At 65.9% G+C, this 22,383-nt stretch carries 28 protein-coding genes; 13 read left to right on the forward strand and 15 right to left on the reverse strand.

Going from position 1 to position 22,383, the window contains the following annotated elements; translation table 11 throughout:
* Positions 1 to 360 precede the first annotated feature (360 nt).
* The gene (locus tag E8F06_RS13030; RefSeq protein ID WP_280367744.1) at positions 361 to 1,320 is read left to right on the forward strand and encodes a DegV family protein; all 960 of its coding nucleotides are present in this window, start codon (positions 361 to 363) and stop codon (positions 1,318 to 1,320) included.
* On the opposite strand, the gene E8F06_RS13035 is transcribed toward E8F06_RS13030, so the two are convergent.
* Positions 1,317 to 2,528: a glycosyltransferase family 1 protein gene (locus E8F06_RS13035; protein ID WP_280368566.1), complete on the reverse strand. Its 1,212-nt coding sequence runs from the start codon at positions 2,526 to 2,528 to the stop codon at positions 1,317 to 1,319. The genes E8F06_RS13030 and E8F06_RS13035 overlap by 4 nt on opposite strands.
* Positions 2,529 to 2,869: 341 nt before the next feature.
* Between E8F06_RS13035 and E8F06_RS13040 the strand changes: the two genes are divergently transcribed.
* Positions 2,870 to 3,232 carry a hypothetical protein gene (locus tag E8F06_RS13040; RefSeq protein ID WP_280367746.1) on the forward strand — a complete coding sequence of 121 codons (363 nt, stop codon included), beginning with the start codon at positions 2,870 to 2,872 and terminating at the stop codon, positions 3,230 to 3,232.
* A 73-nt stretch (positions 3,233 to 3,305) separates the two neighbouring features.
* On the opposite strand, the gene cysZ is transcribed toward E8F06_RS13040, so the two are convergent.
* Entirely contained in the window at positions 3,306 to 4,052 is a 747-nt protein-coding gene (gene cysZ, locus E8F06_RS13045; RefSeq protein ID WP_280367747.1) for a sulfate transporter CysZ, read from the reverse strand.
* A gap of 287 nt (positions 4,053 to 4,339) precedes the next feature.
* Between cysZ and trxB the strand changes: the two genes are divergently transcribed.
* Entirely contained in the window at positions 4,340 to 5,287 is a 948-nt protein-coding gene (gene trxB / locus E8F06_RS13050; protein WP_280367749.1) for a thioredoxin-disulfide reductase, read from the forward strand.
* Between the two features lie 147 nt (positions 5,288 to 5,434).
* Here trxB and E8F06_RS13055 read toward each other — a convergent pair whose 3' ends face one another.
* The 7 genes from E8F06_RS13055 to E8F06_RS13085 form a co-directional block, all read right to left on the reverse strand.
* Entirely contained in the window at positions 5,435 to 6,022 is a 588-nt protein-coding gene (locus E8F06_RS13055) for a putative glycolipid-binding domain-containing protein (RefSeq protein WP_280367751.1), read from the reverse strand.
* A 176-nt stretch (positions 6,023 to 6,198) separates the two neighbouring features.
* Complete coding sequence (locus E8F06_RS13060) at positions 6,199 to 6,540, reverse strand: HopJ type III effector protein (RefSeq protein ID WP_280367753.1); 342 nt, start codon at positions 6,538 to 6,540, stop codon at positions 6,199 to 6,201.
* The gene (locus E8F06_RS13065) at positions 6,537 to 6,830 is read right to left on the reverse strand and encodes a DUF1244 domain-containing protein (protein WP_226282592.1); all 294 of its coding nucleotides are present in this window, start codon (positions 6,828 to 6,830) and stop codon (positions 6,537 to 6,539) included. The genes E8F06_RS13060 and E8F06_RS13065 overlap by 4 nt, the downstream gene beginning before the upstream one ends.
* A gap of 104 nt (positions 6,831 to 6,934) precedes the next feature.
* Complete coding sequence (gene folX, locus E8F06_RS13070) at positions 6,935 to 7,309, reverse strand: dihydroneopterin triphosphate 2'-epimerase (protein WP_151136724.1); 375 nt, start codon at positions 7,307 to 7,309, stop codon at positions 6,935 to 6,937.
* Positions 7,310 to 7,312: 3 nt separating this feature from the next.
* Complete coding sequence (folE, locus tag E8F06_RS13075; RefSeq protein ID WP_280367777.1) at positions 7,313 to 7,873, reverse strand: GTP cyclohydrolase I FolE; 561 nt, start codon at positions 7,871 to 7,873, stop codon at positions 7,313 to 7,315.
* A 20-nt stretch (positions 7,874 to 7,893) separates the two neighbouring features.
* Complete coding sequence (gene folM / locus E8F06_RS13080) at positions 7,894 to 8,601, reverse strand: dihydromonapterin reductase (protein WP_280367779.1); 708 nt, start codon at positions 8,599 to 8,601, stop codon at positions 7,894 to 7,896.
* 114 nt (positions 8,602 to 8,715) lie between these two features.
* Complete coding sequence (locus E8F06_RS13085) at positions 8,716 to 9,285, reverse strand: antibiotic biosynthesis monooxygenase (protein WP_280367781.1); 570 nt, start codon at positions 9,283 to 9,285, stop codon at positions 8,716 to 8,718.
* A 234-nt stretch (positions 9,286 to 9,519) separates the two neighbouring features.
* On the opposite strand from E8F06_RS13085, the gene E8F06_RS13090 reads away from it, so the two are divergent.
* On the forward strand, positions 9,520 to 10,467 hold the full coding sequence (locus E8F06_RS13090) for a MerR family transcriptional regulator (RefSeq protein ID WP_280368567.1): 948 nt from the start codon (positions 9,520 to 9,522) through the stop codon (positions 10,465 to 10,467).
* A gap of 79 nt (positions 10,468 to 10,546) precedes the next feature.
* Here E8F06_RS13090 and E8F06_RS13095 read toward each other — a convergent pair whose 3' ends face one another.
* On the reverse strand, positions 10,547 to 10,993 hold the full coding sequence (locus tag E8F06_RS13095; RefSeq protein ID WP_280367784.1) for a PAS domain-containing protein: 447 nt from the start codon (positions 10,991 to 10,993) through the stop codon (positions 10,547 to 10,549).
* Positions 10,994 to 11,097: 104 nt separating this feature from the next.
* Here E8F06_RS13095 and E8F06_RS13100 point away from each other — a divergent pair, with 104 nt between their 5' ends.
* Together E8F06_RS13100 and E8F06_RS13105 are read left to right on the forward strand one after the other, a co-directional pair.
* Positions 11,098 to 11,547: a flavodoxin gene (locus E8F06_RS13100; protein WP_280367786.1), complete on the forward strand. Its 450-nt coding sequence runs from the start codon at positions 11,098 to 11,100 to the stop codon at positions 11,545 to 11,547.
* Positions 11,547 to 12,005, forward strand: coding sequence for a cupin domain-containing protein (locus E8F06_RS13105; RefSeq protein WP_280367789.1), 459 nt, complete (start codon positions 11,547 to 11,549; stop codon positions 12,003 to 12,005). Before E8F06_RS13100 ends, E8F06_RS13105 begins: the two co-directional genes overlap by 1 nt.
* A gap of 147 nt (positions 12,006 to 12,152) precedes the next feature.
* Here E8F06_RS13105 and E8F06_RS13110 read toward each other — a convergent pair whose 3' ends face one another.
* Positions 12,153 to 13,055, reverse strand: coding sequence for a LysR family transcriptional regulator (locus E8F06_RS13110; RefSeq protein ID WP_280367791.1), 903 nt, complete (start codon positions 13,053 to 13,055; stop codon positions 12,153 to 12,155).
* Positions 13,056 to 13,151: 96 nt separating this feature from the next.
* Here E8F06_RS13110 and E8F06_RS13115 point away from each other — a divergent pair, with 96 nt between their 5' ends.
* From E8F06_RS13115 to E8F06_RS13145, 7 genes are all read left to right on the forward strand, one after another.
* Positions 13,152 to 13,538, forward strand: a complete 387-nt coding sequence (locus E8F06_RS13115; RefSeq protein WP_280367794.1) for a CidA/LrgA family protein — start codon at positions 13,152 to 13,154, stop codon at positions 13,536 to 13,538.
* Positions 13,528 to 14,214 (forward strand): LrgB family protein, encoded by a 687-nt coding sequence (locus E8F06_RS13120; protein ID WP_280367797.1) that lies wholly within the window; start codon positions 13,528 to 13,530, stop codon positions 14,212 to 14,214. Before E8F06_RS13115 ends, E8F06_RS13120 begins: the two co-directional genes overlap by 11 nt.
* 94 nt (positions 14,215 to 14,308) lie before the next feature.
* Positions 14,309 to 15,091 (forward strand): class II aldolase/adducin family protein, encoded by a 783-nt coding sequence (locus E8F06_RS13125; protein WP_190830760.1) that lies wholly within the window; start codon positions 14,309 to 14,311, stop codon positions 15,089 to 15,091.
* Positions 15,091 to 15,966 carry an alpha/beta hydrolase gene (locus E8F06_RS13130; RefSeq protein ID WP_280367801.1) on the forward strand — a complete coding sequence of 292 codons (876 nt, stop codon included), beginning with the start codon at positions 15,091 to 15,093 and terminating at the stop codon, positions 15,964 to 15,966. The genes E8F06_RS13125 and E8F06_RS13130 overlap by 1 nt, the downstream gene beginning before the upstream one ends.
* A 120-nt stretch (positions 15,967 to 16,086) precedes the next feature.
* The gene (locus E8F06_RS13135; protein ID WP_190830762.1) at positions 16,087 to 16,338 is read left to right on the forward strand and encodes a hypothetical protein; all 252 of its coding nucleotides are present in this window, start codon (positions 16,087 to 16,089) and stop codon (positions 16,336 to 16,338) included.
* Positions 16,339 to 16,441: 103 nt separating this feature from the next.
* Positions 16,442 to 17,353 carry an SDR family oxidoreductase gene (locus E8F06_RS13140; RefSeq protein ID WP_280367805.1) on the forward strand — a complete coding sequence of 304 codons (912 nt, stop codon included), beginning with the start codon at positions 16,442 to 16,444 and terminating at the stop codon, positions 17,351 to 17,353.
* Between the two features lie 242 nt (positions 17,354 to 17,595).
* Positions 17,596 to 18,369: a crotonase/enoyl-CoA hydratase family protein gene (locus E8F06_RS13145; protein WP_280367806.1), complete on the forward strand. Its 774-nt coding sequence runs from the start codon at positions 17,596 to 17,598 to the stop codon at positions 18,367 to 18,369.
* Between the two features lie 195 nt (positions 18,370 to 18,564).
* Here the strand turns inward: E8F06_RS13145 and E8F06_RS13150 are convergent, their stop codons facing one another.
* The 4 genes from E8F06_RS13150 to E8F06_RS13165 all read right to left on the reverse strand — a co-directional run bounded on the left by E8F06_RS13150 (position 18,565) and on the right by E8F06_RS13165 (position 22,225).
* The gene (locus tag E8F06_RS13150) at positions 18,565 to 18,909 is read right to left on the reverse strand and encodes a cupin domain-containing protein (RefSeq protein ID WP_280367808.1); all 345 of its coding nucleotides are present in this window, start codon (positions 18,907 to 18,909) and stop codon (positions 18,565 to 18,567) included.
* A gap of 75 nt (positions 18,910 to 18,984) precedes the next feature.
* On the reverse strand, positions 18,985 to 20,391 hold the full coding sequence (locus E8F06_RS13155; protein ID WP_280367811.1) for an FAD-binding oxidoreductase: 1,407 nt from the start codon (positions 20,389 to 20,391) through the stop codon (positions 18,985 to 18,987).
* A gap of 184 nt (positions 20,392 to 20,575) precedes the next feature.
* On the reverse strand, positions 20,576 to 21,367 hold the full coding sequence (locus E8F06_RS13160; protein WP_280367813.1) for a nuclear transport factor 2 family protein: 792 nt from the start codon (positions 21,365 to 21,367) through the stop codon (positions 20,576 to 20,578).
* Positions 21,368 to 21,421: 54 nt separating this feature from the next.
* Positions 21,422 to 22,225, reverse strand: a complete 804-nt coding sequence (locus tag E8F06_RS13165; protein ID WP_280367815.1) for a transglutaminase family protein — start codon at positions 22,223 to 22,225, stop codon at positions 21,422 to 21,424.
* Positions 22,226 to 22,383 lie beyond the last annotated feature (158 nt).

Here is a 22,383-nt window from a genome sequence, read left to right on the forward strand (position 1 = left end):
CTTTTTGCTTGTGAGCTGACCTGGGTCCCAGCAGGGCTCCGTTTCCCTCACCCCAGCCCCGCTCTGCGCCCCAGCCTGATCGCTTCGCGCTCAGGCGTTCATCGGCACCGGAAGCGGTGCTTCCGAAAGCGTGCCTCTTCACCCCAGAGGGAGAGGGAGCAGAACGTGCAGGACTGAGAAAACGTGCCAGGCGCGAGTCACCCCTCGCCCGCTTGCGGGAGAGGGGCCGGGGGAGAGGGCAGCCAATCCCGCTCGGACTTCCCCCCAAACCCTCTTTCAGTTGGGCTGACATCACACCCTTCGGCGGTCACTGTGCGCGCATCACAACAAGCGCCGGCACACCGGCCGAAGGAGTAACCCATGCGCATTGGCCTGGTAGTGGACGCCACCTGTGACCTGCCCCAGGACTTTCTGCAGAAGCACCGCATCCCGGTGCTGCCCATCCGCATCCGGCTGGGGGAGCATTCGCTGGTGGACCGTCGTGTACCCCAGGCCACCCAGGCCTTCTACAGCGAGTTGCTGCCCAAGGCCGGGCCGGCGGATCGCAGCGAGCCTCTGCAGGTCATGGAAATGCAGGAGTGGTTCCTGGAGGAGCTGGTCACCCGCTACGACCACGTGATCTGCCTGACCATCTCCTCCCAGCGCAGCCCGATCTTCGAGCACGCCACCCAGGCCTCTTTCGGCCTGCTCCAGCGTTACCGCGACCGCCGCGCAGCGGCAGGCGTGGCCGGGCATTTCGCGATGCGGGTGGTGGATGGCGGCAACATCTTCGCCGGCACCGCCGTGCTGGCCGCCGAGGCCATGCGGCTGATTGGCGATGGCGCCCATCCCAACGCCGTGCGGACGCGGCTGGAGCAGTTGTCTGGGCAGGTCTGCACCTTCCTGCTGCCCGACGACCTCGGGCATCTGCGCCAACGTGGCTTCCAGAAGGGTGAGCGCAGCGGCCTGCTCGATCGCCTGCGTGGGGCAGCACTGGGGCTGGGGTCGCTACTGGACGTGAAGCCGGTGATCAGTGTGCTGCAGGGCGAAGACAAGCCCGTATCCCTGGCACCCAGCTTCGACAAGGCGGCGGAAAAACTGTTTGCTCACGCCCGCTCGCGGGTGCTGTCCGGAGAGTTGCTAGCGCCGCAGTTGTGCATGAGTTTTGCCGGGGAGCTATCGCTGGTTCGCGACCTGCCAGGCTTCGCCGAATTGGAGGCGGCCTGTATAGAGCTGGGTGTGACACTGCATCTGGCGATGCTCAGTCCGACGGGGGCGATCAACCTTGGACGCGGCGCCCTGAGCCTGGCTTACGCCGCGCCCCCTGCCGCGTTCTCCTAAGCCTGCGGGGGCAGGGTGCTGCCGACCGGCGCTTCCAGTTCAGGCCGGCGCGCGTGCAGCAGGTATTGCTCGAATTGCTGGACGATGGCCTCCCAGCCTTGGCGACCGGCGTGCATGCGCGCATTGAGGCGAACACGGCGCAGGCATTCCGGGTCTTCCAGCAGCCAGGTGGCGGCCTCGATGAAGCTGGCTGGCTCATCGGGCAGGGCCAGCGCCCCGTTGTGCCCGTGGCGAATGTGCTGGGCGGCGGCGGCCTGGTCGAAGGCCACCACCGCAAGACCGGATGCCAGGGCTTCCAGCACCACGTTGCCGAAGGTTTCCGACAGGCTGGGGAACAGGAACAGGTCCCCCGAGGCATAGTGCCGTGCCAGTTCCTCGCCGCGCTGAACGCCGCAGAAGATGGCTTCGGGCAGGGCACGTTGGAGCTGCGTTCGCTGGGGGCCATCGCCCACCACTACCAACTTCAGGTGCTGCTGTGGATAACGCTGTTGCAGGCGCTGAAACGTGTCGCCGAGCAGACTGAGGTTCTTTTCCGCAGCCAGGCGACCGACATGGATCACCACGATGTCCTGCTCACCTGCGCCCCACTGCGCACGCAGGTCCGGGCAGCGGCGGGCAGGGTTGAACAACTGGCCGTCCACTCCGCGGGACAGCAGCTGCAGGCGCTCGAAGCCGCGCCGGGTGAGGTCCTGCAGCTGGCTGACGCTGGGAACCAGGGTCAGCCGCGTGGCGTTGTGAAACCAGCGCAGGTAATTGGTCAGCAACCGGGTCAGCAGACCGGCGCCGTAGTGGCCGGTGTACTGCTGGAAATTGGTGTGGAAGCCGCTCACCACCGGAATTCCCAGGCGCCGTGCAGCGCGCAGGGCGGAGAAGCCCAGCGGGCCCTCGGTGGCGATGTAGAGCACATCCGGCTTGCGCTGGCGCCAGCGGCGCAACAGCTTGTGCAGGCAGGACTGGCCCCATTGCAGGCCGGGGTAGCCCGGCAGCGGCCAGCCGCGAATCAGCAGCAGGTCATCGTCGCTCCTGCGGCCGTGGTCGCAGGACTGGCGCGGACGCACCAGCTGCAGCCGGTGGCCGGCGGCCCGCAGGCCGTCGCAGAGGCGGCCAAGGGTATTGGCCACGCCATTGACTTCGGGCAGGAAGGTTTCGCTGATCAGCGAGATGTACAGGGGCGCTATGGTCATGCAGCCAGTGTCGGTACTGGCGATGTAGCCCGTATGACAGCGGGATGACCGATGAATGACGTAGCCTTCGGACGCGGTCCACGAGGACGCCTGTCGCCCGCTGCCGGGTGCTTTGCCGGACCCTCCTAGACTTGTTAGGGCATGTCCCTCATGCCGGCGGGGCCGCGTAATCCTTTGCTTTCAAGCACAGGCCAGCGGATGGCCCTGCAGTGACCACGTCCCTCCTGATGTGATGGGCAATGCATCTACGCCGGACCCCCACCGGCAGTGGATCGATCCAGCCGACGGACTTTTCCCGTCCGGGGCTGGGTGCCCCGCCTCTACGGCCAGGTAGAGGCTCACTCTGAATCTCCCGGAGGTTCGAGATGAACAAAGTGCTCCTTATAAGCGGATTCGCGGCCTGCCTGCCCCTGGTGGCATTCGCCGATGCCAGCATGGAGGCTGAGTTGAACGGCCTCGATATCGACCTGGCGCTGAGTACGCCGTTGATCCATAACGTCGATGCTTCTGCCATCAGCCGGGGCGGCAGTCAGATTCTCAAACTCACCAACCGCGGTGCGCAGGCTGCCCTGTGCGAAGTCGGACCGGGTGTGGCTGACGCCATGCGCCCGGCGGGCAAGCGAGTGCTGCTCGAACCGGGCACCAGCGCCCTGGTTATCGTCGACAGTCGGCCAATCGGCCGGAGCACGAACGCCAGGCTTTCCTGCACGCCCGAACGGAGTTCATAGCCTCATCCCCGGCAGGGTGCCCACGGGTTTCACTGGGTACCCTGCCGCGACTTGCGGTGATCGAGCCGCAGCCTTACTTCACCAGCGCCTTGTCGCCGCCCTCGCGCACCCAGAACAGGGTCGCACCGGCCACGGCGGCCGGCATCATCAGGATGTTCACGAAGGGAATCATCAGCGCCAGGTAGGTGATGCCGCCAAAACCCAGGCTCTGCCAGCGCTTCTCGCGCAGCCAGGCGAGCATCTCGTTCCAGCCCAGCTTGTGGTTGTCCGCCGGGTAGTCGATGTATTGCACCGCCATCATCCAGACGCCGAAAACGATCCACAGCGGCGCGGCCACCAGGTTGACCACGGGGATGAAGGACAGGATCAGCAGGGCGGCGGCCCGTGGCAGGAAATAGGCCAGCTTGCGCAATTCGCGGCCCACGGTGCGCGGAATCATCGCCATCAGTTCGGCCCAGCTGAAGGCTGGGAATTCGTCCTTGCCGCGTACCACCACTTCCACCTTTTCCGCGAGGAAGCCGTTGAACGGCGCAGCGATGATGTTGGCCAGCATGGTGAAGCTGAAGAACACCAGCACCAGGACCAGCAGCACGAAGAGTGGCCAGAGCAGGTACTGGAGGAAGCTCAGCCAGTCGGGGAGGTTGGGCATGAAGGCATCGACCCAGCCGCTGAACTCCTGCAGGGCGAAGCCGATAAGGGCGGCGAACAGCAGGAGGTTGACGGTCAGCGGTAGCAGGACGAACAGGCGCAGTCCGGGGCTGAGAACCAGTTTCAGTCCTTCGCCGAGGTACTGCGGTCCGGAAAGTGCGGGTGCAGGCATGGTGGTCCCTCAAGGTTGCAAACGCGCCGACCTTAACGGCTTTGCCCTCGGCGTGGAAAGCCTGGAAAAGGCTCGGAACAAATTTGATCGCGGCTTTGCAAATAGGTGTCACCTATGGCCGGGATTGAGAGCGGGTATTTCCGCTATCGCACGCCCCCCGGTAACCTTGCGACCATTGCTGGCCAGTCGACAACGGCCAGCCCCTGTTCAACGGGGCCTCTGCATCCAAAGCCTTCCCCAAGTGCCGCAGTGGCCCCTTTTTATGCCCCAAGGGGCGGGAGTCAGCCATGTCCGAAGCACGTCATTCGCGGGTCATCATCCTCGGTTCCGGCCCTGCCGGTTACTCCGCGGCTGTCTACGCTGCCCGCGCCAACCTCAAGCCCCTGCTGATCACCGGCATGCAGGCGGGCGGCCAGCTGACTACCACCACCGAAGTCGACAACTGGCCCGGCGACCCCCACGGCCTCACCGGCCCGGCGCTGATGCAGCGCATGCAGGAGCACGCCGAGCGTTTCGAGACCGAGATCGTCTTCGACCACATCAATGCCGTGGACCTGGCCGGCAAGCCGTTCACCCTGGTGGGCGACAGCGGCACCTACACCTGTGATGCGCTGATCATCGCCACCGGCGCCAGCGCCCGTTACCTGGGCCTGCCCTCGGAAGAGGCATTCATGGGCAAGGGCGTTTCCGCCTGCGCCACCTGCGACGGTTTCTTCTACCGCAACCGCGAAGTGGCGGTGGTCGGTGGCGGCAACACCGCCGTGGAAGAGGCGCTGTACCTGGCCAACATCGCCAGCAAGGTGACCCTGGTGCACCGTCGCGAGACGTTCCGCGCCGAGAAGATCCTCCAGGACAAGCTGAAGGCGCGGGTCGCCGAAGGCAAGATCGTCCTCAAGCTGAACGCGGAAGTGGACGAAGTGCTGGGCGACGACATGGGCGTCACCGGTGTGCGCCTGAAGCGCAATGACGGCGGCAGCGACGAGCTGAAGGTGGACGGCCTGTTCGTCGCCATCGGCCACACCCCGAACACCTCGCTGTTCGAAGGCCAGCTGACGCTCAAGGACGGCTACCTGGTGGTCAACGGTGGCCGCGAAGGCAACGCCACCGCCACCAACATCCCCGGCGTGTTCGCGGCCGGCGACGTGGCCGACCACGTCTACCGCCAGGCCATTACCTCGGCCGGTGCGGGTTGCATGGCTGCCCTGGACGTCGAGCGTTATCTCGACGGTCAGTAAAAAGCGCTTGATGAGGAAAGCCCCGCCAATGCGGGGCTTTTTCTTTGAGGCCGTGCAGAGCTCTTCGTAGGTTGGCGCTGAGCGCAGCGAAGCCCAACGACGATGTGTTGGGCTTCGTACCTCTGCCCAACCTACTGCAGGCTCGCCTCAGGCCCAGGTATTCAACGACAACGTCCGCGCGCTCATGCGCTGGTACAGGCCCTGGGCTTCCAGCAGCAGGGACTGGCGGTCCACTGTCAGTTCGATGGCCTTGCGGCCTTCCGCCTCGCAGCGATAGAGGCTGTTCTGGGCTTGCTGGCGCAGGCAGTGGTAGCGCAACTGGCGGGCTTCCACCCGCAGGCTCGGCAGGTCGATGTAGGCGACCTGCAATTGCTCGCTCTGGCCGGTGTCCAGTCCGCAGCGCTGCAGGGCCGGCGTGTGGGTGAAGGGCGTGGCGGAGAGCATCACCAGTTGGCACTGGTCGAGGTCGTGGCGGCGCTGGCCGTTCAGCAACCAGCGTCCGCGGATATCGCGCTCCAGGCGCAGGCTGCGCGAGCCATGGTTTTCCACCTTCAGCCAGAGATGACGGAAGCGCCAGCGCGGGTCGCTGTCCAGCACGTAGGTGGCGGCGATGCTCTGGCCGTTGCGGTTCTGCACCAGATGGCTGCTGGCGTGGATGCCCTGTTCATCCATGGACAGACGCAGGCTTTCCACGCCGGACGTCGTCAGGGGCTTCCATACGAGGGTTTGCTGCATCCGTGCGCTCCGCAAGTGGTGTTGTCGCTGGCCAATCGTGTGGGAGCGATCAGGCCAAGCATCCACAACAGATGAGAATCCTACTCGTTTGGTAGAAAAGTGCTGTCAGCCATTGCCGACAAAAAGCGGAAGCCAAAGCGTAAGAGAACCGCCCCGGACGGGGCGGTTGAGCGGGGTCAGGCCTTGCGTTGCAGTGGCTGGCGCTCGAAACGAACGCCGGCGAGGCCAGTGTCAATCAGGGCGCGGATATTGCCGTGGTCGTTGCCTTCCGGCGTGGCCAGCACGGAGCGGTAGTGCTCGCCGAAGGCCAGCAGGGTTTCTTCCAGGCTGAAGCCTTCCAGCAGGGCCAGGCCGAGGGTCTTGCAGGAGCCTTCGTTCTGGCCGGCGGCGTTTTCCACCGGGCCGTTGGCAAAGGCGCTCTGCTGGTAGTCGTAGCCTTCGGCGATGAAGGCCAGGGTCTCGGCGAAGACGAACTGGTCGCTGTGCAGGCGGGCGCGGAAGTCGTTCAGGTTGCTCATTCTTTGTTCGCTTTGTTGAAGGCCGATTGTTGCTCGGCGCTGGCTTCTTTCTGGTACTTGGCCTTCCAGTCGGCGTAAGGCATGCCGTAGATCTCTTCGCGGGCCTGGTCTGGCGTTACTTCCAGGCCCAGGTCGTCGGCGGCGGCCTTGTACCACTTCGACAGGCAGTTGCGGCAGAAGCCGGCGAGGTTCATCAGGTCGATATTCTGTACATCGGGGCGGCTACGCAGGTGTTGCACCAGACTGCGGAAGGCTGCGGCCTCGAGTTCAAGGCGTTCTTGCTCGGTCATGGCAGGATTCTCCTGGGGCTTTCGGGAGGGACTGGCGGGGATGATAGGAGCCCTCCTTGGCTCCGGCAATCGACTCTGAACAGGTCCGCGACGAACCGGACCTGTTACTCGCGATGGCTGGCAAGTGTGATCGACACCGATTCGGCGAAACGCAGCGCGTGGGGCTTGTCCACTTCCACCTCGGCGTAGCGCACGCTGGGGTTGGCCATCACCAGGTCGAGGATTTCCTGGGTCAGGCGCTCCAGCAGGGCGAAGCGGTTCTCTTCGACGTGGCGGATGATGGCCTTGGTGATGGTGCGGTAGTTCAGCGCGTGGTCGATGTCGTTGTCGCGCACGGCTTCGGTGGCCGGGTAGAGGATGGTGAGGTTGATCAGCACATCCTGCTTGTTGAGGATTTCTTCCTCCTTGATTCCGATGAAGGTGCGCAGGCGCAGGTCCTTGACGCGGATTCGCGCCATTCCGGGCTCCAGTCTCGGCATTCTCTAGTTACTCCGTCCGATCAATTTCAGGAATTCGTGGCGGGTGTTCTGGGATTCCCTGAAGGCTCCGAGCATCACCGAGGTGCTCATCACCGAATTCTGCTTTTCCACGCCGCGCATCATCATGCACATGTGCTGGGCTTCGATCACCACCGCCACACCGGCGGCGCCCGTCACCCGCTGTACCGCATCGGCGACCTGGCGGGTGAGGTTCTCCTGGATCTGCAATCGTCTCGCGAACATGTCGACGATGCGCGCGACCTTCGACAGCCCCAGCACTTTGCCGGTGGGAATGTACGCCACATGGGCCTTGCCGATGAAGGGCAGGAGGTGGTGTTCGCAGAGGGAATAGAGTTCGATGTCCTTCACGGTCACCATCTCGTCGTTGTCCGAGGCGAAGAGGGCGCCGTTGACGAGTTCGTCCAGGTTCTGCTCGTAGCCGTGGCACAGGTAGCGCATGGCCTTGGCTGCCCGCATGGGAGTGTCGCGCAGGCCTTCGCGTTCAGGGTCTTCCCCCAGCCCCCGCAGGATTTCCCGGTAATGCAGGTCCAGTTCATCGCTCATGGTGGCAGTCCTCGCGGCGCCTACTTGAGGTGGCGTCCGCCGTTGAGAGTCAGGGTCGTTCCGGTGACGTAGGAATTATCCAGGAGGTAGCGCAGGCCCTGGTAGACCACCTGCGGGCCGGGCTCGATGCCCAGCGCCGACTTGGCCAGGGTCTTCTTGCGGTAGGCGTCATCGTCTTCGGCATTGAACATCACCAGTGCCGGGGCGATGCCGTTGACCTTGATGTGAGGGGCGAAGCGGGCGGCGAAGGACAGTGTGAGGTTGTCCAGCCCGGCCTTGCTGGCGCAGTAGGCGACGCGCTTCTCGCTGCCTCGGCGCGCCACGTCGTCGCTCAGGTGGATGATGTCCGCGGGGCTGCTACGGCGCAGCAGTTCCTCGCAATGCAGGTTGATCAGGTAGGGCGCCAGCATGTGCACGCTGAACATGCGCTGGAAGGCGTCGGCTTCATGGCCGGGCGATTCCGTCAGCCAGTCCGACGCGTTGTGGACGATGGCGCGCAGGCTGTCGGTGCAGGCCTTGAGTGCTTCGATGAAAGCGAGGATGCCGGCTTCGCTGGAAAAGTCCGCCTGCAGCGCCGTGGCGCCGCGTTCGCGCAGGTGCCGCACGCCGTCGCGCTCGGTGCGGTAGCTGATGATCACTGGCTGGCCTTCGTCCAGCAGGCGTTCAGCGCAATACAGACCGACGCGCTGGCTGGCGCCGGTGATGAGGATTGGAGCGGGTCGGCTCATTGACGCCTCGAAGCGGGAGGTACTGAGGGCGATGGCCGGAAGGCGGTGCAGACGGCCTGATCTGCACCACGTTATACCAGGGGTGGGGCTTGTACAAATTGCCGGGGGCTGGCCTCAGCGGGGTTGCACCGCCGCTGCGCTGCGGGCCGGGGAGGGGCGGCTGGCCTGCAGCCAGGGCGCCAGCAGGCGAGTGGAAAGCGGGATGAACCAATAGGTCATCAGCGGCGTCAGCGCCAGGGTGCTGAGGAATATCCGCAGGGCCAGCGGCAGGTCGCCCAGCCAACCGCCGAACAGCAGGTTGAAGGCCAGGGAAACGGGGAAGAAGGCCAGCCAGATGGCCACGCTCTGCTTCCAGCGCGGCGACCGCTGCTCGGCCTTGCCAAACCAGGCATCCAGGCCGAGGGCGCGATGCTCATGGGGCTGCTCGAACAAGCCGGTGCCGCGCTCCAGCCAGGCGCGGCGCGAAGCGGAGTGCTCCCAGGCGGACATGGTCGGCTCGTCGGTGAAGCGGAAGATCATCTGGAACTCGTCGTCATCCGGCGGCGGTGCCAGCACGCCCGAGCCGAGGTATCCGGGGAAGTCGGCGGCCAGTTGCTCGCCTTCGCGCAGCCAGGCCATGAAATCGTGGTAGCGCTCGCGGGCGACGCGGCGGGCCACCATCAGGGTGACGGGATCGGCAGACATCGTGTATCTCCTTGCAACCGGGTGCCCGCCCGGATTGGGCCGGGGCACGTCACGCAGCGCCGGGGTGGTGGGCTGCGCTGAAAAAGAGGCAAGGATTATTCCGGTTTTTCGCCAAAGCGCCAGCGGGACGGATGACCGGTGGGTCGTCCCGCGCCTGCTGCGGCCTGCGGTCGATTGGAATCCCCGCAACAAGGTTTAAACTGCGTGAATCCTTCGCCTGACGATTCCCACGCCATGACCGAATCCGGTGCATCCATCGCCTCGGCCGCCCCGAAACAGGAAGAACTCTTCCCGATCCGGGAGGTTTCGCGCCTGACCGGGGTGAATCCGGTCACCCTGCGGGCCTGGGAACGGCGTTACGGGCTGATCCAGCCGACCCGCACCGAAAGCGGCCACCGCCTGTATTCCCTGGCGGATGTCGAGGCGGTGCGCAGCATCCTCGCCTGGATCGAGCGCGGCGTTTCGGTGAGCAAGGTGGGCAAGCTGCTGGCTCGCAGCAATGCGGCCAGGATGCCGGTGGCTCCGATCCACCCGGATGCGGCTTCGGGGGAGTGGAACGAGCGTCGCACCCAGGTACGCAACGCCGTCGCCACCCTGGACGAGGCTGAGCTGGAGCGGGTCTACGGCCAGGTGTTTTCCACTTATCCACTGCACGTGGCGTTCGCCGATGTGCTGATGCCGGTCTGGCAGTCGTTGCTGTTGCGCCAGGACGAGTTCGGTCGCGGCAGCGAATGGGTGTTCTTCGACAGCTTCCTGCGCGCCCGCGTCCTGCAGCGCTTGCAGCTGTCGCGCAATAACCAGCAGGAGCGGGTGCTGCTGGCGCCCTTGCCGGGGCAGGGGCGCGAGCTGGAGTTGCTGGTGGCCGGCCTGTTGCTGGGCAGCGGTGAGGTGGTGGTGAGCGTGCTCGGCCTTGGCCAGCCTCTGGCCGAGCTGGAGCTGGTGTGCGGCAAGCTGCAACCCCACGCGCTGGTGCTGTTCTCCAACCAGCCACCGGCCGACGACCTCGGCCAGCAGCTCAACCGCCTGGCCCTGGGACTGGACTGCCCCCTGGCACTGGCCGGTGAGACCGCCGACCTGATGAGTGAGGAACTGGACGGCACGCCCGTGGCTTGCCTCGGCAGCGAGGGGCGCCTGATGCAGCGCCGCCTCCGGCAGTTCCTGGTCGGGCATCTGGACACCTGAACCGGCCTTTGTCCCGTTGTAGGAGCGAGCTCTGCTCGCGAAAGATCTAATCAAAGCGCTTCGCGAGCAGAGCTCGCTCCTACGTCCTGAGTTCTGCAAGTTCTGATCTGAGTGCCGCAACCTCCGCTTCCAGTTCGCGCACCCGCTGGCGGGCTTCCACCTGTTCGGTAACGTCCTTCTGGATGCCGATGAAATAGGTGAGCTGGTCCGACTCGTTGAATACCGGGGTGATGGACAGCTCGTTCCAGAAGGCGCTGCCGTCCTTGCGGTAGTTGCGCAGGATCTGCCGGCACGGCTGGCCATTGCGGATCGCCTGGCGGATGGCGGGAATGCCCAGCTGATTGCGGTCCTTGCCCTGGAGGAAACGGCAGTCCTGGTAGAGGATTTCGTCGCGGGGGTAGCCGGTGAGGCGCTCGAAGGCGGCGTTGGCGTAGATCAGGATGTTGTCTTCACCCTCCTGCTCGGCAACCACGATACCGTCGTTGGACGCGTCTATTACCAGTTGCAGCAGCTTGGCGTTGATCATGTTCCTGGCTCTGTCGACCTGACCGGAAGCAGTCTACGGCATCCTGCGGACCTCGCCAGTTGCGGCATAATGCGAGGCATTTCGCCCCTCTGTTCGGAGTCTCCATGAAAGTCGCCATCCTGTCCGGCTCGGTGTACGGCACCGCCGAAGAAGTCGCTCGTCACGCGGAAAAGCTGCTCAAGGCCGCCGGCCTGGACGCCAGCTACCTGCCCCGGGTGAGCCTGGATGATCTGATCGCCTTCGACCCTGAGGCACTGCTCACCGTGACCGCCACCACCGGCATGGGCGAGCTGCCGGATAACCTGCTGCCGCTGTATGCCGAGCTGCGCGACCGCCTGCCCAACTGGCGCGGCCGCTCCGGTGCCATTCTCGCCCTCGGGGATTCCAGCTATGACCTGTACTGCGGCGGCGGTGAGCTGATGCGCGAGCTCTATGCCGAGCTCGGCCTGCGCGAAGTGGTGGAGATGCAGCGCCTGGACGCCAGCGAAACCGTCACCCCGGAACTGGATGCTGAGCCCTGGCTGAACGCCGTCATCGCGGCGCTGAAAGCCTGATGCACCCGCGCGCCGAATTCCTCATCCGCGAGCTGCAACTGGAGGCGCACCCTGAAGGTGGCTTCTATCGCCGGGTGTTCGAGTCGGCCACCCATCTGCCGGGTGGCCGCGCCGCGTCGTCGTCCATCTTCTTCCTGTTGCTGCAGGGTGGTGTGAGCCGCTGGCACCGGGTGGATGCCGACGAAGCCTGGCACTTCTACGAAGGCGACCCGCTGGAACTGCTGGTGGCCGAATCGCCCGCCGAGGTGCGTCGGGAAGTCCTTGGCCCGGTGGCAGAGGGCAGCTTGCCGCAGCGCACCGTACCCGCCCACGCCTGGCAAGCGGCCCGCTGCCTGGGTGCCTATACCCTGGTGGGCTGCAACGTAGCGCCCGGATTCGAGTTCGCCGGCTTTCGCCTGCTGTCCGACGACCCGCAGGCGCAGCGGGAATGGTCGTTACTGGATCGCGCGCTGATCTGAACGTGTGGGGGCGAATTCATTCGCGATTGCAGGACGAAGTCCTGCCGCTTTTCCTGTGGGGGCGAATTCATTCGCCAAGGGCGGCGTAGCTGCCCCAATCGGCCTTGAAGGGCAGACCTCCGGTCTGCTTGGCGAATAAATTCGCCCCTACAGGGCTGAGTCGCCTTTTCTCAGCGGCGAATACTCCCGCAACAGCTCCAGCCAGGCCTGCGCCGCGCGCGACAGGTAGGCACCGCGTCGCCAGACGAAGGCGATGTCCCAGCGCAGGTCGGGCTCGCGCAGCGGCACCAGACGCAGGCCCGGGCGTTGCAGTGGTCGGGCGACGATGCGCGGCAGCAGCACCACGCCCTGGCCGGCGGCCACCAGCGCGGCGAGGAAATCCGCCTGACCACTGCGGCCCACTTCGCGCGGCGTGAAGCCGACCTGCCGGCACGCCTGCAACAGGCGGTCGTTGAGGGTGAAGCTCTGCTGGTAAAGCAGGAAGGGCGAGTCGGCCAGTTGTGCGAGTGCGAGGCTTTCTTCGCCAGCCAGGGGATGGTCCTCGGGCACGAGAATATCCAGCGGCTCGTTGCAGAAGGGCTGGTAGTCCAGCGCAGGGTCATTGGGGGTGAGGCTGCCACCCAGCTCCAGTTCACCCTGCAGCAACGCTTCTTCCATCAGCTTGCTGCCGCCTTCGAACAACCGCACCACGATGTTCGGATAACGCCGCCGGTACTGGGCGAACAGCTCGGCGAAGAGCACCTCGCCACCCAGCAGCGGCAATCCCAGGCGCAGCTCGCCACGGCGCAGTTGGCTGAGGTCGTCCAGTTCGCTGTGCAGGTCCTGGCGCTGGCGCAGCATGTCCTCGGCGTGGCGCAGCACCACGGCGCCAGCGTCGGTCAGGCGCAGGTGCGGACCGCTGCGCTCCAGCAGTTGCACCCCGAGTCTCTGTTCAAGCTGGGCCACCTGCTTGCTGACGGTGGACTGGGTGGCATGCAGGGTTTTGCCGGCCTGGGTGAAGCCGCCCTGGCGGACCACTTCGACGAAGCTGCGTAACTGGCGGAATTCCATGGCTATTCCAATCTCGAATGGCTGCAAGTCGAACAATTCGCTTTTGGGATGATAGGCGCGGACCTAAGCTGGCCACCAGTACCGAGGGTCACCGCCATGAACCGTTCCCGCCTGCTCCATTTCAGCCGTCTCGCCGCCGAGCTCCTTGCCCTGGTCGGCCTCTATGCCCTGGGCTGCAAACTCGCGGCGGTGCTGGGCTGGCCGATTCCCGGCGGTGTGATTGGACTTGGCCTGCTGCTGGCTGCCTTCGCCAGTGGCTGGGTGAAACCGGCGGCGCTGCAACTGGGGGCCGGCCTGCTGATGGCCGAGATGCTGCTGTTCTTCATCCCGGCGCTGATGAGCCTGCTGGACTACGGCGCTCTGCTGCGCGAGGACGGCGTACGCATCCTGGTGGTGATCGGCGCCAGCACCCTGCTGGTGATGCTGGCCACCGCACTGACCGTGGAAGCCGTATGCCGCTGGAGGATGCGCCATGAACATTGAGCCCATGTCCTGGTTCTGGCTGGCGCTGACCCTGGCCGGCTACCTGGCCAGCCGCTGGATGTACCGGCGCACTGGCCGTTACCTGCTGTCGCCGCTGATCTTCGTGCCTGTGCTGCTGCTGGCAGTTGCGGTGCCGCTGCATACCGCCTACGCCGAATACGCCGGGGCGACCCACTGGCTGATGCTGTTGCTGGGCCCAGCCACCGTGGCTTTCGCTGTGCCCATCTGGCAGCAGCGCGCCTTGCTCGCCCGTCACTGGCCGGCACTGATGCTGGGCATGCTGGCCGGCAGTGGCGTGGCCATCGCCAGCTCCTGGGGCCTGGCCAATGCGCTGGCGCTGGAGTCCCAGGTGAGCCTGTCGTTGGTGCCACGTTCCATCACCACACCCTTCGCCATGCCGCTCGCCCAGGACCTCGGCGGCGTGCCCGAACTGACGGCGGTCTTCGTCATGCTCACCGGCGTGTTCGGCGCTGTTGCCGGCGGCCTGCTGATCCGCTGGCTGCCCCTGAAGAGCGCCCTGGCCCGTGGCGCGCTGTTCGGCGTCGGTGCCCATGGCGCGGGTGTTAGCCGGGCCCAGGAAGTGGGCCGCGAAGAGGGCACGGTGGCCGGTCTGGTGATGGTGCTGATGGGCCTGCTCAACCTCTTCGCCGCACCGCTGGTCGCCGCGCTGATCTGACTCGCAAGGCCATTAAGCTGGCTGCCAAGGCGACTATCGCCCTGGCGGCCCGTGGCTAGACTCGTCGCACATACAACAACAACGAGATTCCGCCATGACCGCCGCTCAAGCCCTCCCGTCGCTCAACCTCAAGGACAAGGTGTCCGCCGCCGAATGGCAGACCCGCGTCGACCTGGCCGCCTGCTACCGCCTGATTGCCCTGTACGGCTGGGACGACCTGATCTTCACCCACATTTCCGCCAAGGTTCCCGGCACCGAAGATTTCCTGATCAACCCCTACGGGCTGATGTTCCACGAGATCACCGCGTCGAGCCTGGTGAAGATCGACCTGGCCGGCAACAAGCTGATGGACAGCCCGTACGACATCAACCCGGCCGGCTACACCATCCACAGCGCGGTTCACGAGGTACGCCCGGACGTGGGCTGCGTGCTGCATATCCACACCTCGGCCGGCATCGCCGTTTCCGCGCAGAAGAACGGCCTGCTGCCGCTGTCCCAGCAATCGCTGTTCGTGCTCGCCAGCCTGGCTTACCACGGCTACGAAGGCGTGGCGCTGCACCACGAGGAAAAGGCCCGTCTGCAGGCCGACCTCGGCCAGGCCAACTTCATGATCTTGCCCAACCACGGCCTGCTCACCGCCTTCGGCAGCATCGCCGACGCTTTCCTCGGCATGTTCACCATGCAGCGCGCCTGCGAGATCCAGGTGATGGCCCAGGCTGGCGGTGGTGAACTTATCCACATCCCGCAGCAGATCCTCGACGGCGCCCGGGCGATGATCGCCGGCGTGATGAAAACCTCCACCGGCATGGGCGGTGCGCTGCCGTGGCCGGCACTGCTGCGCAAGCTCGACCAGCAAATGCCCGGATACGACCAGTAATGGCGCTGTCCGGCATCCCCCTGGGCGACTGGCGCGCCCAGGCCAGGGATTTGGACTTCCGCGGCCTGCGCGTCCGCTACTGGACGGAGGGAGAGGGCGAGCCGCTGCTGCTGATCCACGGCTTTCCCACCGCTTCCTGGGACTGGCACTACCTCTGGCAACCCTTGGCCCAGCGCTTTCGCCTCATCGCCTGCGACATGCTGGGCTTTGGCTACTCGGCCAAGCCGCGCGGCCATGACTACCGGCTGCTGGAGCAGGCGGACCTGAAGCAGGCGCTGCTCGCCCACCTCGGCGTGGAGGGGCCGGTGCACGTGCTGGCCCACGATTACGGCGACAGCGTTGCCCAGGAGTTGCTGGCGCGGCATCACGAAGGGTGCTTCAAGCTGGCCAGCTGCGTCTTCCTCAATGGCGGCCTGTTCCCGGAAACCCATAGGCCGGTGCTGGTGCAGAAGCTCCTGCTGAGCCCCCTCGGTGGCCTGGTCGGGCGGCTGTTCTCCCGGCGCAAGCTGGCCGCCAGCTTCGCCCAGGTGTTCGGCCCCGACACCCAACCCAGTGACGGGGAGCTGGACGACTTCTGGCAACTGATCGCCGAGCAGGACGGTCCTGCCGTCATGCACCGGCTGATCCACTACATTCCCGAGCGGCGCCAGCAGCGCGACCGCTGGGTGGCCGCGATGCAGAAGGGCGGGGTGCCGTTGCGGGTGATCGACGGGGCGGTGGACCCCATCTCCGGCGCCCACATGGTGGCGCGCTACCGCGAGCTGATCCCCGATGCGGACGCCGTTCTGCTCGAAGGCATTGGTCACTATCCACAGACCGAAGCGCCGGAGCAGGTGCTGGAGCACTACCTGGCGTTTCGTGAGCGGCATGCGTAAGGGACATTTCCGAGGCTCAATCGGATTTGTCCTAATGGGGAGGCCGGAGGCGGGGCGCTAGCATCCCGGGTTTCATTTTCCGGCCGGGCACGAGTGGCCCGGCGGCAACGAGACCTGCTCATGCTCTTCCGCCTCCTGGTATTCCTCTATCCCGTCATCCGTACCCTTGGGCCCGGCGTCGCGGCCCTGCTGTTCATCTGCAGCCTAAGCCTCATCGGCTACGCCATCCTGCGCGATCCGGGCCCGTGGAGCTGGTTGGCCGCGATCGGCTGCCTCCTGGCTTCCGCCCTGCTTGCGCTGCTCTGCCACAGCTACAACTGGTGGCTGTTCAAGCTGCGTCCACGCGGAACCCTGTTCATTCCCATCAAGTAACGTCGCCCTTATCGGGCACCATTCATGACGGTTCCGATTCTTGTGGGGCTGGGGAAGCTGCCGGAGACTCGGCGGATACCCAGGCCTGCCAAGGAGCCAGCCCATGAGCGATGCAATCCGCTTCGAAGACAAAGTCGTAGTCGTCACCGGCGCCGGTGGCGGTATTGGCCGCGCCCATGCGCTGCTGTTCGCCCGTCATGGTGCCCGGGTTGTGGTCAACGACCTCGGCGGCAGCACCCACGGTGAAGGCGCCAACGCCTCGGCGGCCGACCTCGTGGTGGCGGAAATCCGCGAAGCCGGTGGCACCGCCGTGGCCAGCCATGACTCGGTGACCGACGGCGAGAAGATCGTGCAGGCCGCGCTCGATCACTTCGGGCGCATCGACGTGGTGGTGAACAACGCCGGCATCCTGCGCGACAAGACCTTCCACAAGATGGAAGACGCCGACTGGGACCTGGTCTACAAGGTCCACGTCGAAGGCGCCTACAAGGTCACCCGCGCCGCCTGGCCGCATATGCGCGAGCAGGGCTACGGCCGCGTCATCTTCACCTCGTCCACTTCGGGCATCTACGGCAACTTCGGCCAGTCGAACTACGGCATGGCCAAGCTCGGCCTCTATGGCCTGACCCGCAACCTGGCCATCGAAGGCCGTAAGAACAACATCCTGGTCAACGCCATCGCCCCCACTGGCGGCACCCGCATGACCGAAGGCCTGATCCCGCCGCAGGTGTTCGAACAGCTCAAGCCCGAACTGGTGAGCCCGCTGGTGGTGTTCCTCGGCAGCGAGCAGTGCCAGGAAACCTCCGGCCTGTTCGAAGTGGGCGGCGGCTGGATTGGCAAGGTGCGCTGGGAGCGCAGCCTGGGCTTCGGCTTCGACCCCAAGGCCGGCTTCGATGCCGAGGACGTGGCGGCCAACTGGAAAACCATCTGCGACTTCACTGATGCAGCCCACCCGGCGGACAACGTCGAAGCCCTGCGCGAGATGATGGCCAACCTGCAGAAGTACGCCCTCTGATCCCGCCGTTCACCGGGGCAGTTCCGCCAGCGGGCTGAACATTCCTTCGGAGACGCACTATGTTGAAGGCCGGCCTTGTTGCCGGCCTTTTTCATTGGTGTTGTGGATGACACCTTGTGGGGGCGAATTCATTCGCAATGGGCTGCGCAGCAGCCCCTGAAGGCAGACCTTCGGCCTGCATAGCGATTGAAATCGCCCCCACAGGAAAAGCGGCCACCCTATCTGCCAGCCCAGGAGCCCCCATGAACGTCAGAGTCGAGAAGAACGGCCCCGTCACCACCCTGATCATCGACCGTCCCGAGGTGCGCAATGCCGTTGATCGTCCCACCGCCGAGGCGCTGGCCGCGGCGCTGCGGGCGTTCGAGGTGGACGAAGAGGCGCGGGTGGCGGTGCTCACCGGGTCAGGCGGAACCTTCTGCGCCGGCGCCGACCTGGGCGCCGTGGCCGAGGATGGCGCACGACGCAACCGCCTGGAGTACGAGGGCGATGGCCCCATGGGACCGAGCCGGATGCAACTGGCGAAACCGCTGATCGCCGCCATCGAGGGGCATGCGGTGGCCGGCGGTATGGAGCTGGCGCTGTTGGCGGATATGCGGGTGATGGCCGAGGACGCGGTGTTCGGCGTGTTCTGCCGGCGTTTCGGCGTGCCGTTGATCGATGGCGGCACCGTGCGCCTGCCGCGCATCGTCGGTCAGGGCCGGGCGATGGACCTGATCCTCACCGGCCGTCCGGTCAAGGCCCAGGAAGCGCTGGCCATGGGGCTGGCTAACCGGGTCGTGGCCAAGGGCGAAGCCCGCGCTGCAGCCGAGGAACTGGCCCACGCCATCGCCGCCTTCCCGCAGCGCTGCATGCTGGCGGATCGGGCCAGCGCCTATGCCCAGTGGGAACTGCCGTTCGAGGCCGCCATCGCCAACGAATTCAAGGGTGGGATGAAGGTTATCCACAGCGGCGAAACCCTGGCCGGTGCCCGGTCCTTCAAGGCGGGGCAGGGGCGGCACGGCAGCTTCGACGACTGATTGCGATGGAGCACGTAGCTGTTGCCAGAGATCGCCCATCGGTCCAGGAACCTCGTAGGAGCTAGCTTGCTAGCGAAACGGGGCCATTCGCTGGCAAGCCAGCTCCTACGGGCAATGCAGCTACTTGCAACACTTGATGCAGACACAGCGAATTCATTCGCCAGGCAGGGCAAGGCCCTGCCGGCTCCGGCTTCATCAGCGCGAAATGATCACGTAGGTCTTGCGCAGCGTTTCCTTCACGTCCCACACGCCCAGGCTGTTGGCCGGCAGCAGCAGGGCATCACCGGCCTTGATCTCGATGGGCTCGCCGCCGTCCGGGGTGAAGGTGCAGCTGCCGTGGGTGAAGTGGCAGAACTCCTGCTCGACGATCTGGCGGCGGAAGCGGCCGGGGCTGCATTCCCAGACGCCGGTTTCCACCTGGTCGGTGCGCTCCACCGAATGCACGCGGGTGTGCGGCACCGGCTCGCCGACAGGTACTGCGACCGGGGTCGGTTCGGACAGGGGAAGGTCGTGGGTGTTCTTCAGCAGGGTGGCTTTCATGTCGTTGGCTCCGCAAATGCCTGGATGTAGGAGCGAGCTCTGCTCGCGAATAGGTGCAGTGAGATTTCGCGCGGCCTAGCGCATCAGGCCTTCCAGCAGGCCGGCCAGTTTCAGTGCCATGGTCCGGCGCCAGGGCGCGCTGTGGGGATTGGCCAGCACCCGGTCCTCGTGGACGAAGCTGCGGATGATGGCGTTGTAGCCGAGCCAGCGGCAGGGTTCCGGTTCCCAGGCGCTGAGGCGCTCCAGCGGGCCGTCGCCCAGCACCCAGGGCTGGCGGGTGAGCAGGGATTCCTTGCCGAGGATCAGGTCGGCCAGGGTGCGCCCGCCCAGGTTGCTGGCGCCCACGCCCTCGCCGCCGTAGCCGCCGGACAGGGCGATGCCGTTCTTGCGGTCTACCAGCATGTGCGGGCGGAAGCGTCGCGCCATGCCCAGGTTGCCGCCCCAGCTGTGGGTGATGCGCACGTTACGCAGTTGCGGGAAAAGCTCGCCCAGCAGGTAGCGGCGCAGGCCGACTTCGTCCGCGGTGAGCTGGAAGTCCTGTCGTAGCTTGCCGCCGAAGCGGTAGCCGCCACGCGCACCGAAGGCCAGGCGGTTGTCGGCGGTGCGTTGGGCATAGGTGACCTGGCGGCTGCTCTCGCTGAAAGCCTGGCCATGTTCCAGGCCGATCTCTGCCCACTGCTCGTCGGAAAGCGGTTCGGTGCCGATCAGCAGGCTCTGTACCGGCAATTGGTACTTGCCCAACGGCGGCAGGCTGGCGGCGTAGCCTTCGATGGCCGGTACCACCCAGTGCGCCTTGAGTTCGCCCTGGGCGGTGCGTACCAGCCCCGGCTGCCAGTGGGTGGCGGGGCTCTGCTCGAACAGCTGCACGCCCATGCGTTCCACTGCCCGGGCCAGTCCGCGCACCAGCTTGGCCGGCTGGATGGTGGCGCAGTGCGGGGTGTGGATGCCGCCGTAGGGGTTGGCCACGCGCAGCTGGCCGTTCAGTTCCTCGGGGCTCAGCCAGCGGTAGTCGGCTTCGGTCAGACCTTCGGCGTACAGGTCGGCCAGTTGGCCGCGCAGACGCTTTTCCTGCTCCGGGTAGCGTGCGGCGCAATAGAGGATTCCGCCCTTGCGGTAGTGGCAGTCGATGCCTTCGCGCTGAAGCACGTCGGCCACTTCGTCGGGAATGCCGTGGAGCAGGTCGAAGGACGCCTTGCGCACCTCGCTGGGCAGCGGCGCCAGGGCGCGGTCCTCACCCAGCAGGTTGCCCATCAGCCAGCCGCCGTTGCGACCGCTGGCGCCAAAGCCGGCGAATTCCGACTCGACGATGGCGATCTTCAGCTCGGGGGCCTGGCGCTTGAGGTAATAGGCCGTCCACAGCCCGGTATAGCCTGCGCCGATGATCGCGACGTCCACCTCAAGCGAGCTGGACAGCGCCGGCCGCGGCTTGAGGTCTTCATCGAGCGTGTCCATCCACAGGCTGATCGAGCGCCAGTTCGGCATAGGCAGGTCCCCGTTGGCAGGTTGTTGTGGCTGGCAAGGCTAGAGCCTGGCCGGGCACTTGTCGTGTGCGCGGGCACGCTGGGAATGCGGGATGTACGAGAAGGAAACGCGTAGGTTGGCGCTGAGCCTGCGAAGCCCAACGACTCCCAGCCCCATCGTTGGGCCTCGCTCTGCTCGGACCAACCTACGAACGTCCGTGCGCCCTCTTGAGGTAGGCCTTGGGCGACAGCCCGGTGTGCTGGCGGAAGCAGCGGTAGAAGGCGGAGAGCGAATTGAAGCCGGCGGTGAAGGCCAGTTCGTCGATGCGCACCGGCGGCACGGCAACTTCCAGCAGCTTGAGCAGGTGCTGCAGGCGGGCGTGGTTGACGTACTGGTAGAAGCTCTGGCCGAGCATCTGGTTCAGCAGGTAGGAAATCTGGTTGCGGGTATAGCCGGTGGCGCTGGCCACCTGGTGCAGGTCCAGCGCCGGATCGAGGTAGGGCTGGGAACGCTGGAAGTATTCCTCGATGTCCCGCGCCAGCAGGCCGAGCTGGCGCGCTGACAGGCCGAGACGACTGGCTGCCGGTCGCTGCGACGGGGTCGTGCTGGACTGGGCCGCGGGCTGCACCAGCAGGGCGTACTCGTTGATCCGCCAGATCAGGCCGTCGCGTACGGTGATGGCTTCGCTGGCGCGGAAGGTGCCGCCGCCAGCGACGCTGATGGCGTACTGGATGAAGGCGGTGTCGCCGTCGATGCGGATGCGGTCGTTGTGTTCGAGGAAGTCTTCCGGTCCGCTGGGCATGGTGGCGAGCAGGTAGTCGCGCATGTCATCGCGGCGCATGCAGCGGTTCTGGAAGAAATCGTTGTATTCCACCTCGGGGTGGTAGAGCGCCAGCACGGCCTCGATGTCGCGGGCTTTCCAACTCAGGTGGTAGCGCATCACCACGTCACGGGTGGCGGCGGTCTGGGGATCGGGGGCTTGGTCGTGCGAACTCATGGGGCGGTCACGGCGGGAGGAATGTCAAAGCATGCCCGAGCCGCCGGGGCGCCATCAATGCAGCGGCTGTACATGCCCCAGCCGGCGCAGGCGCTGGGCCAGGTGCAGGTGCTGGGCCGGGTTGTCGCAGAGCAGCAGGGCGCGCTCCAGGTCGTAGCGCTCCGCCTGGGGGCAATCCAGGCGCTGGTAGATATCCGCCCGGGCCAGGTGGTCATGCATGCTGGGCGGGCCGAGCAGCAGCACGCGCTCGGCATCCTTCAGCGCGGCGAGGAACTCACCGGCCTCCTGGTGGAGCATGCGCAGGTTGCGCGACAGGCGCTGGAGCATTTCCATCGCGCTGGCCGTTTGCAGGTGTGCCGCCTGGAGCTCGGCCTGGGGGCCCTGGACGCGCGCCAGCAGGTCGCGGCAATCGCGGGTGTACAGGCGACGGCCGCCGCATGGATCGAGCAGGTGGTCGGCACCGGGTACGCGCAGCAGGAAGTGGCCGGGAAAGCCCACCCCGGCCAGGGGAATACCCAGGCGTGCGGCCAGCTCCAGGGCGATCAGCGCCAGCGACAGCGGCTGTCCCCGGCGCCGGGTGAGGACCTCGGGCAGCAGCGCGGCGCGCGGGCGCAGGGGCGTGTCGTCGTCCTCATGAAAGTCCAGCTCGTTCAGCCGCCGCAACAACGGCTGGGCCAGTTCGGCCGGCGCCAGGTTCGGCAGGCCGGCCGCCACCAGTTGGAGCAGGCCGCCGAATTCGCGCAGCACCCGTTCCGGGTCCAGGCGCGGATCGTGTTCGGCGGCGATCCACAGGGCCGCCTCCAGCATCGCCGGAGGCTCGCGTTCGAGGCAGGCTAGACAGCGTTGGCGCGGGTCCATGGGTATCTCCGAGAGGTTGTTTCCTTGTAGCCAACTGGTTGATTTTCGTCCAGTAGTGGCACGAACAGCGGTTATCTTGGCGCTCCGGCTTATGTCCGCATGCAAGGGGGCGGATGGCGCAGGCCGACCTATACTGGCCGTAAAGTCAGGAAGGGAGA

Source organism: Pseudomonas sp. BN411 (assembly GCF_029871235.1).
Taxonomy (GTDB): domain Bacteria; phylum Pseudomonadota; class Gammaproteobacteria; order Pseudomonadales; family Pseudomonadaceae; genus Metapseudomonas.

Excerpts from the sequence above, each read along its gene's own strand:
- E8F06_RS13140 (WP_280367805.1), top strand. The coding sequence starts at position 16,442 with ATGAGCGATGCAATCCGCTTCGAAGACAAAGTCGTAGTCGTCACCGGC.
- E8F06_RS13125 (WP_190830760.1), top strand. The coding sequence starts at position 14,309 with ATGACCGCCGCTCAAGCCCTCCCGTCGCTCAACCTCAAGGACAAGGTG.
- E8F06_RS13135 (WP_190830762.1), top strand. The coding sequence starts at position 16,087 with ATGCTCTTCCGCCTCCTGGTATTCCTCTATCCCGTCATCCGTACCCTT.
- E8F06_RS13115 (WP_280367794.1), top strand. The coding sequence starts at position 13,152 with ATGAACCGTTCCCGCCTGCTCCATTTCAGCCGTCTCGCCGCCGAGCTC.
- E8F06_RS13065 (WP_226282592.1), bottom strand. The coding sequence starts at position 6,830 with ATGACCGAGCAAGAACGCCTTGAACTCGAGGCCGCAGCCTTCCGCAGT.
- E8F06_RS13100 (WP_280367786.1), top strand. The coding sequence starts at position 11,098 with ATGAAAGTCGCCATCCTGTCCGGCTCGGTGTACGGCACCGCCGAAGAA.
- E8F06_RS13040 (WP_280367746.1), top strand. The coding sequence starts at position 2,870 with ATGAACAAAGTGCTCCTTATAAGCGGATTCGCGGCCTGCCTGCCCCTG.
- E8F06_RS13030 (WP_280367744.1), top strand. The coding sequence starts at position 361 with ATGCGCATTGGCCTGGTAGTGGACGCCACCTGTGACCTGCCCCAGGAC.
- E8F06_RS13160 (WP_280367813.1), bottom strand. The coding sequence starts at position 21,367 with ATGAGTTCGCACGACCAAGCCCCCGATCCCCAGACCGCCGCCACCCGT.
- E8F06_RS13145 (WP_280367806.1), top strand. The coding sequence starts at position 17,596 with ATGAACGTCAGAGTCGAGAAGAACGGCCCCGTCACCACCCTGATCATC.
- folE (WP_280367777.1), bottom strand. The coding sequence starts at position 7,873 with ATGAGCGATGAACTGGACCTGCATTACCGGGAAATCCTGCGGGGGCTG.
- E8F06_RS13090 (WP_280368567.1), top strand. The coding sequence starts at position 9,520 with ATGACCGAATCCGGTGCATCCATCGCCTCGGCCGCCCCGAAACAGGAA.
- E8F06_RS13155 (WP_280367811.1), bottom strand. The coding sequence starts at position 20,391 with ATGCCGAACTGGCGCTCGATCAGCCTGTGGATGGACACGCTCGATGAA.
- E8F06_RS13060 (WP_280367753.1), bottom strand. The coding sequence starts at position 6,540 with ATGAGCAACCTGAACGACTTCCGCGCCCGCCTGCACAGCGACCAGTTC.
- folM (WP_280367779.1), bottom strand. The coding sequence starts at position 8,601 with ATGAGCCGACCCGCTCCAATCCTCATCACCGGCGCCAGCCAGCGCGTC.
- E8F06_RS13130 (WP_280367801.1), top strand. The coding sequence starts at position 15,091 with ATGGCGCTGTCCGGCATCCCCCTGGGCGACTGGCGCGCCCAGGCCAGG.
- E8F06_RS13150 (WP_280367808.1), bottom strand. The coding sequence starts at position 18,909 with ATGAAAGCCACCCTGCTGAAGAACACCCACGACCTTCCCCTGTCCGAA.
- E8F06_RS13110 (WP_280367791.1), bottom strand. The coding sequence starts at position 13,055 with ATGGAATTCCGCCAGTTACGCAGCTTCGTCGAAGTGGTCCGCCAGGGC.
- E8F06_RS13085 (WP_280367781.1), bottom strand. The coding sequence starts at position 9,285 with ATGTCTGCCGATCCCGTCACCCTGATGGTGGCCCGCCGCGTCGCCCGC.
- folX (WP_151136724.1), bottom strand. The coding sequence starts at position 7,309 with ATGCCGAGACTGGAGCCCGGAATGGCGCGAATCCGCGTCAAGGACCTG.
- E8F06_RS13105 (WP_280367789.1), top strand. The coding sequence starts at position 11,547 with ATGCACCCGCGCGCCGAATTCCTCATCCGCGAGCTGCAACTGGAGGCG.
- E8F06_RS13120 (WP_280367797.1), top strand. The coding sequence starts at position 13,528 with ATGAACATTGAGCCCATGTCCTGGTTCTGGCTGGCGCTGACCCTGGCC.
- cysZ (WP_280367747.1), bottom strand. The coding sequence starts at position 4,052 with ATGCCTGCACCCGCACTTTCCGGACCGCAGTACCTCGGCGAAGGACTG.
- E8F06_RS13055 (WP_280367751.1), bottom strand. The coding sequence starts at position 6,022 with ATGCAGCAAACCCTCGTATGGAAGCCCCTGACGACGTCCGGCGTGGAA.
- E8F06_RS13095 (WP_280367784.1), bottom strand. The coding sequence starts at position 10,993 with ATGATCAACGCCAAGCTGCTGCAACTGGTAATAGACGCGTCCAACGAC.
- E8F06_RS13165 (WP_280367815.1), bottom strand. The coding sequence starts at position 22,225 with ATGGACCCGCGCCAACGCTGTCTAGCCTGCCTCGAACGCGAGCCTCCG.
- trxB (WP_280367749.1), top strand. The coding sequence starts at position 4,340 with ATGTCCGAAGCACGTCATTCGCGGGTCATCATCCTCGGTTCCGGCCCT.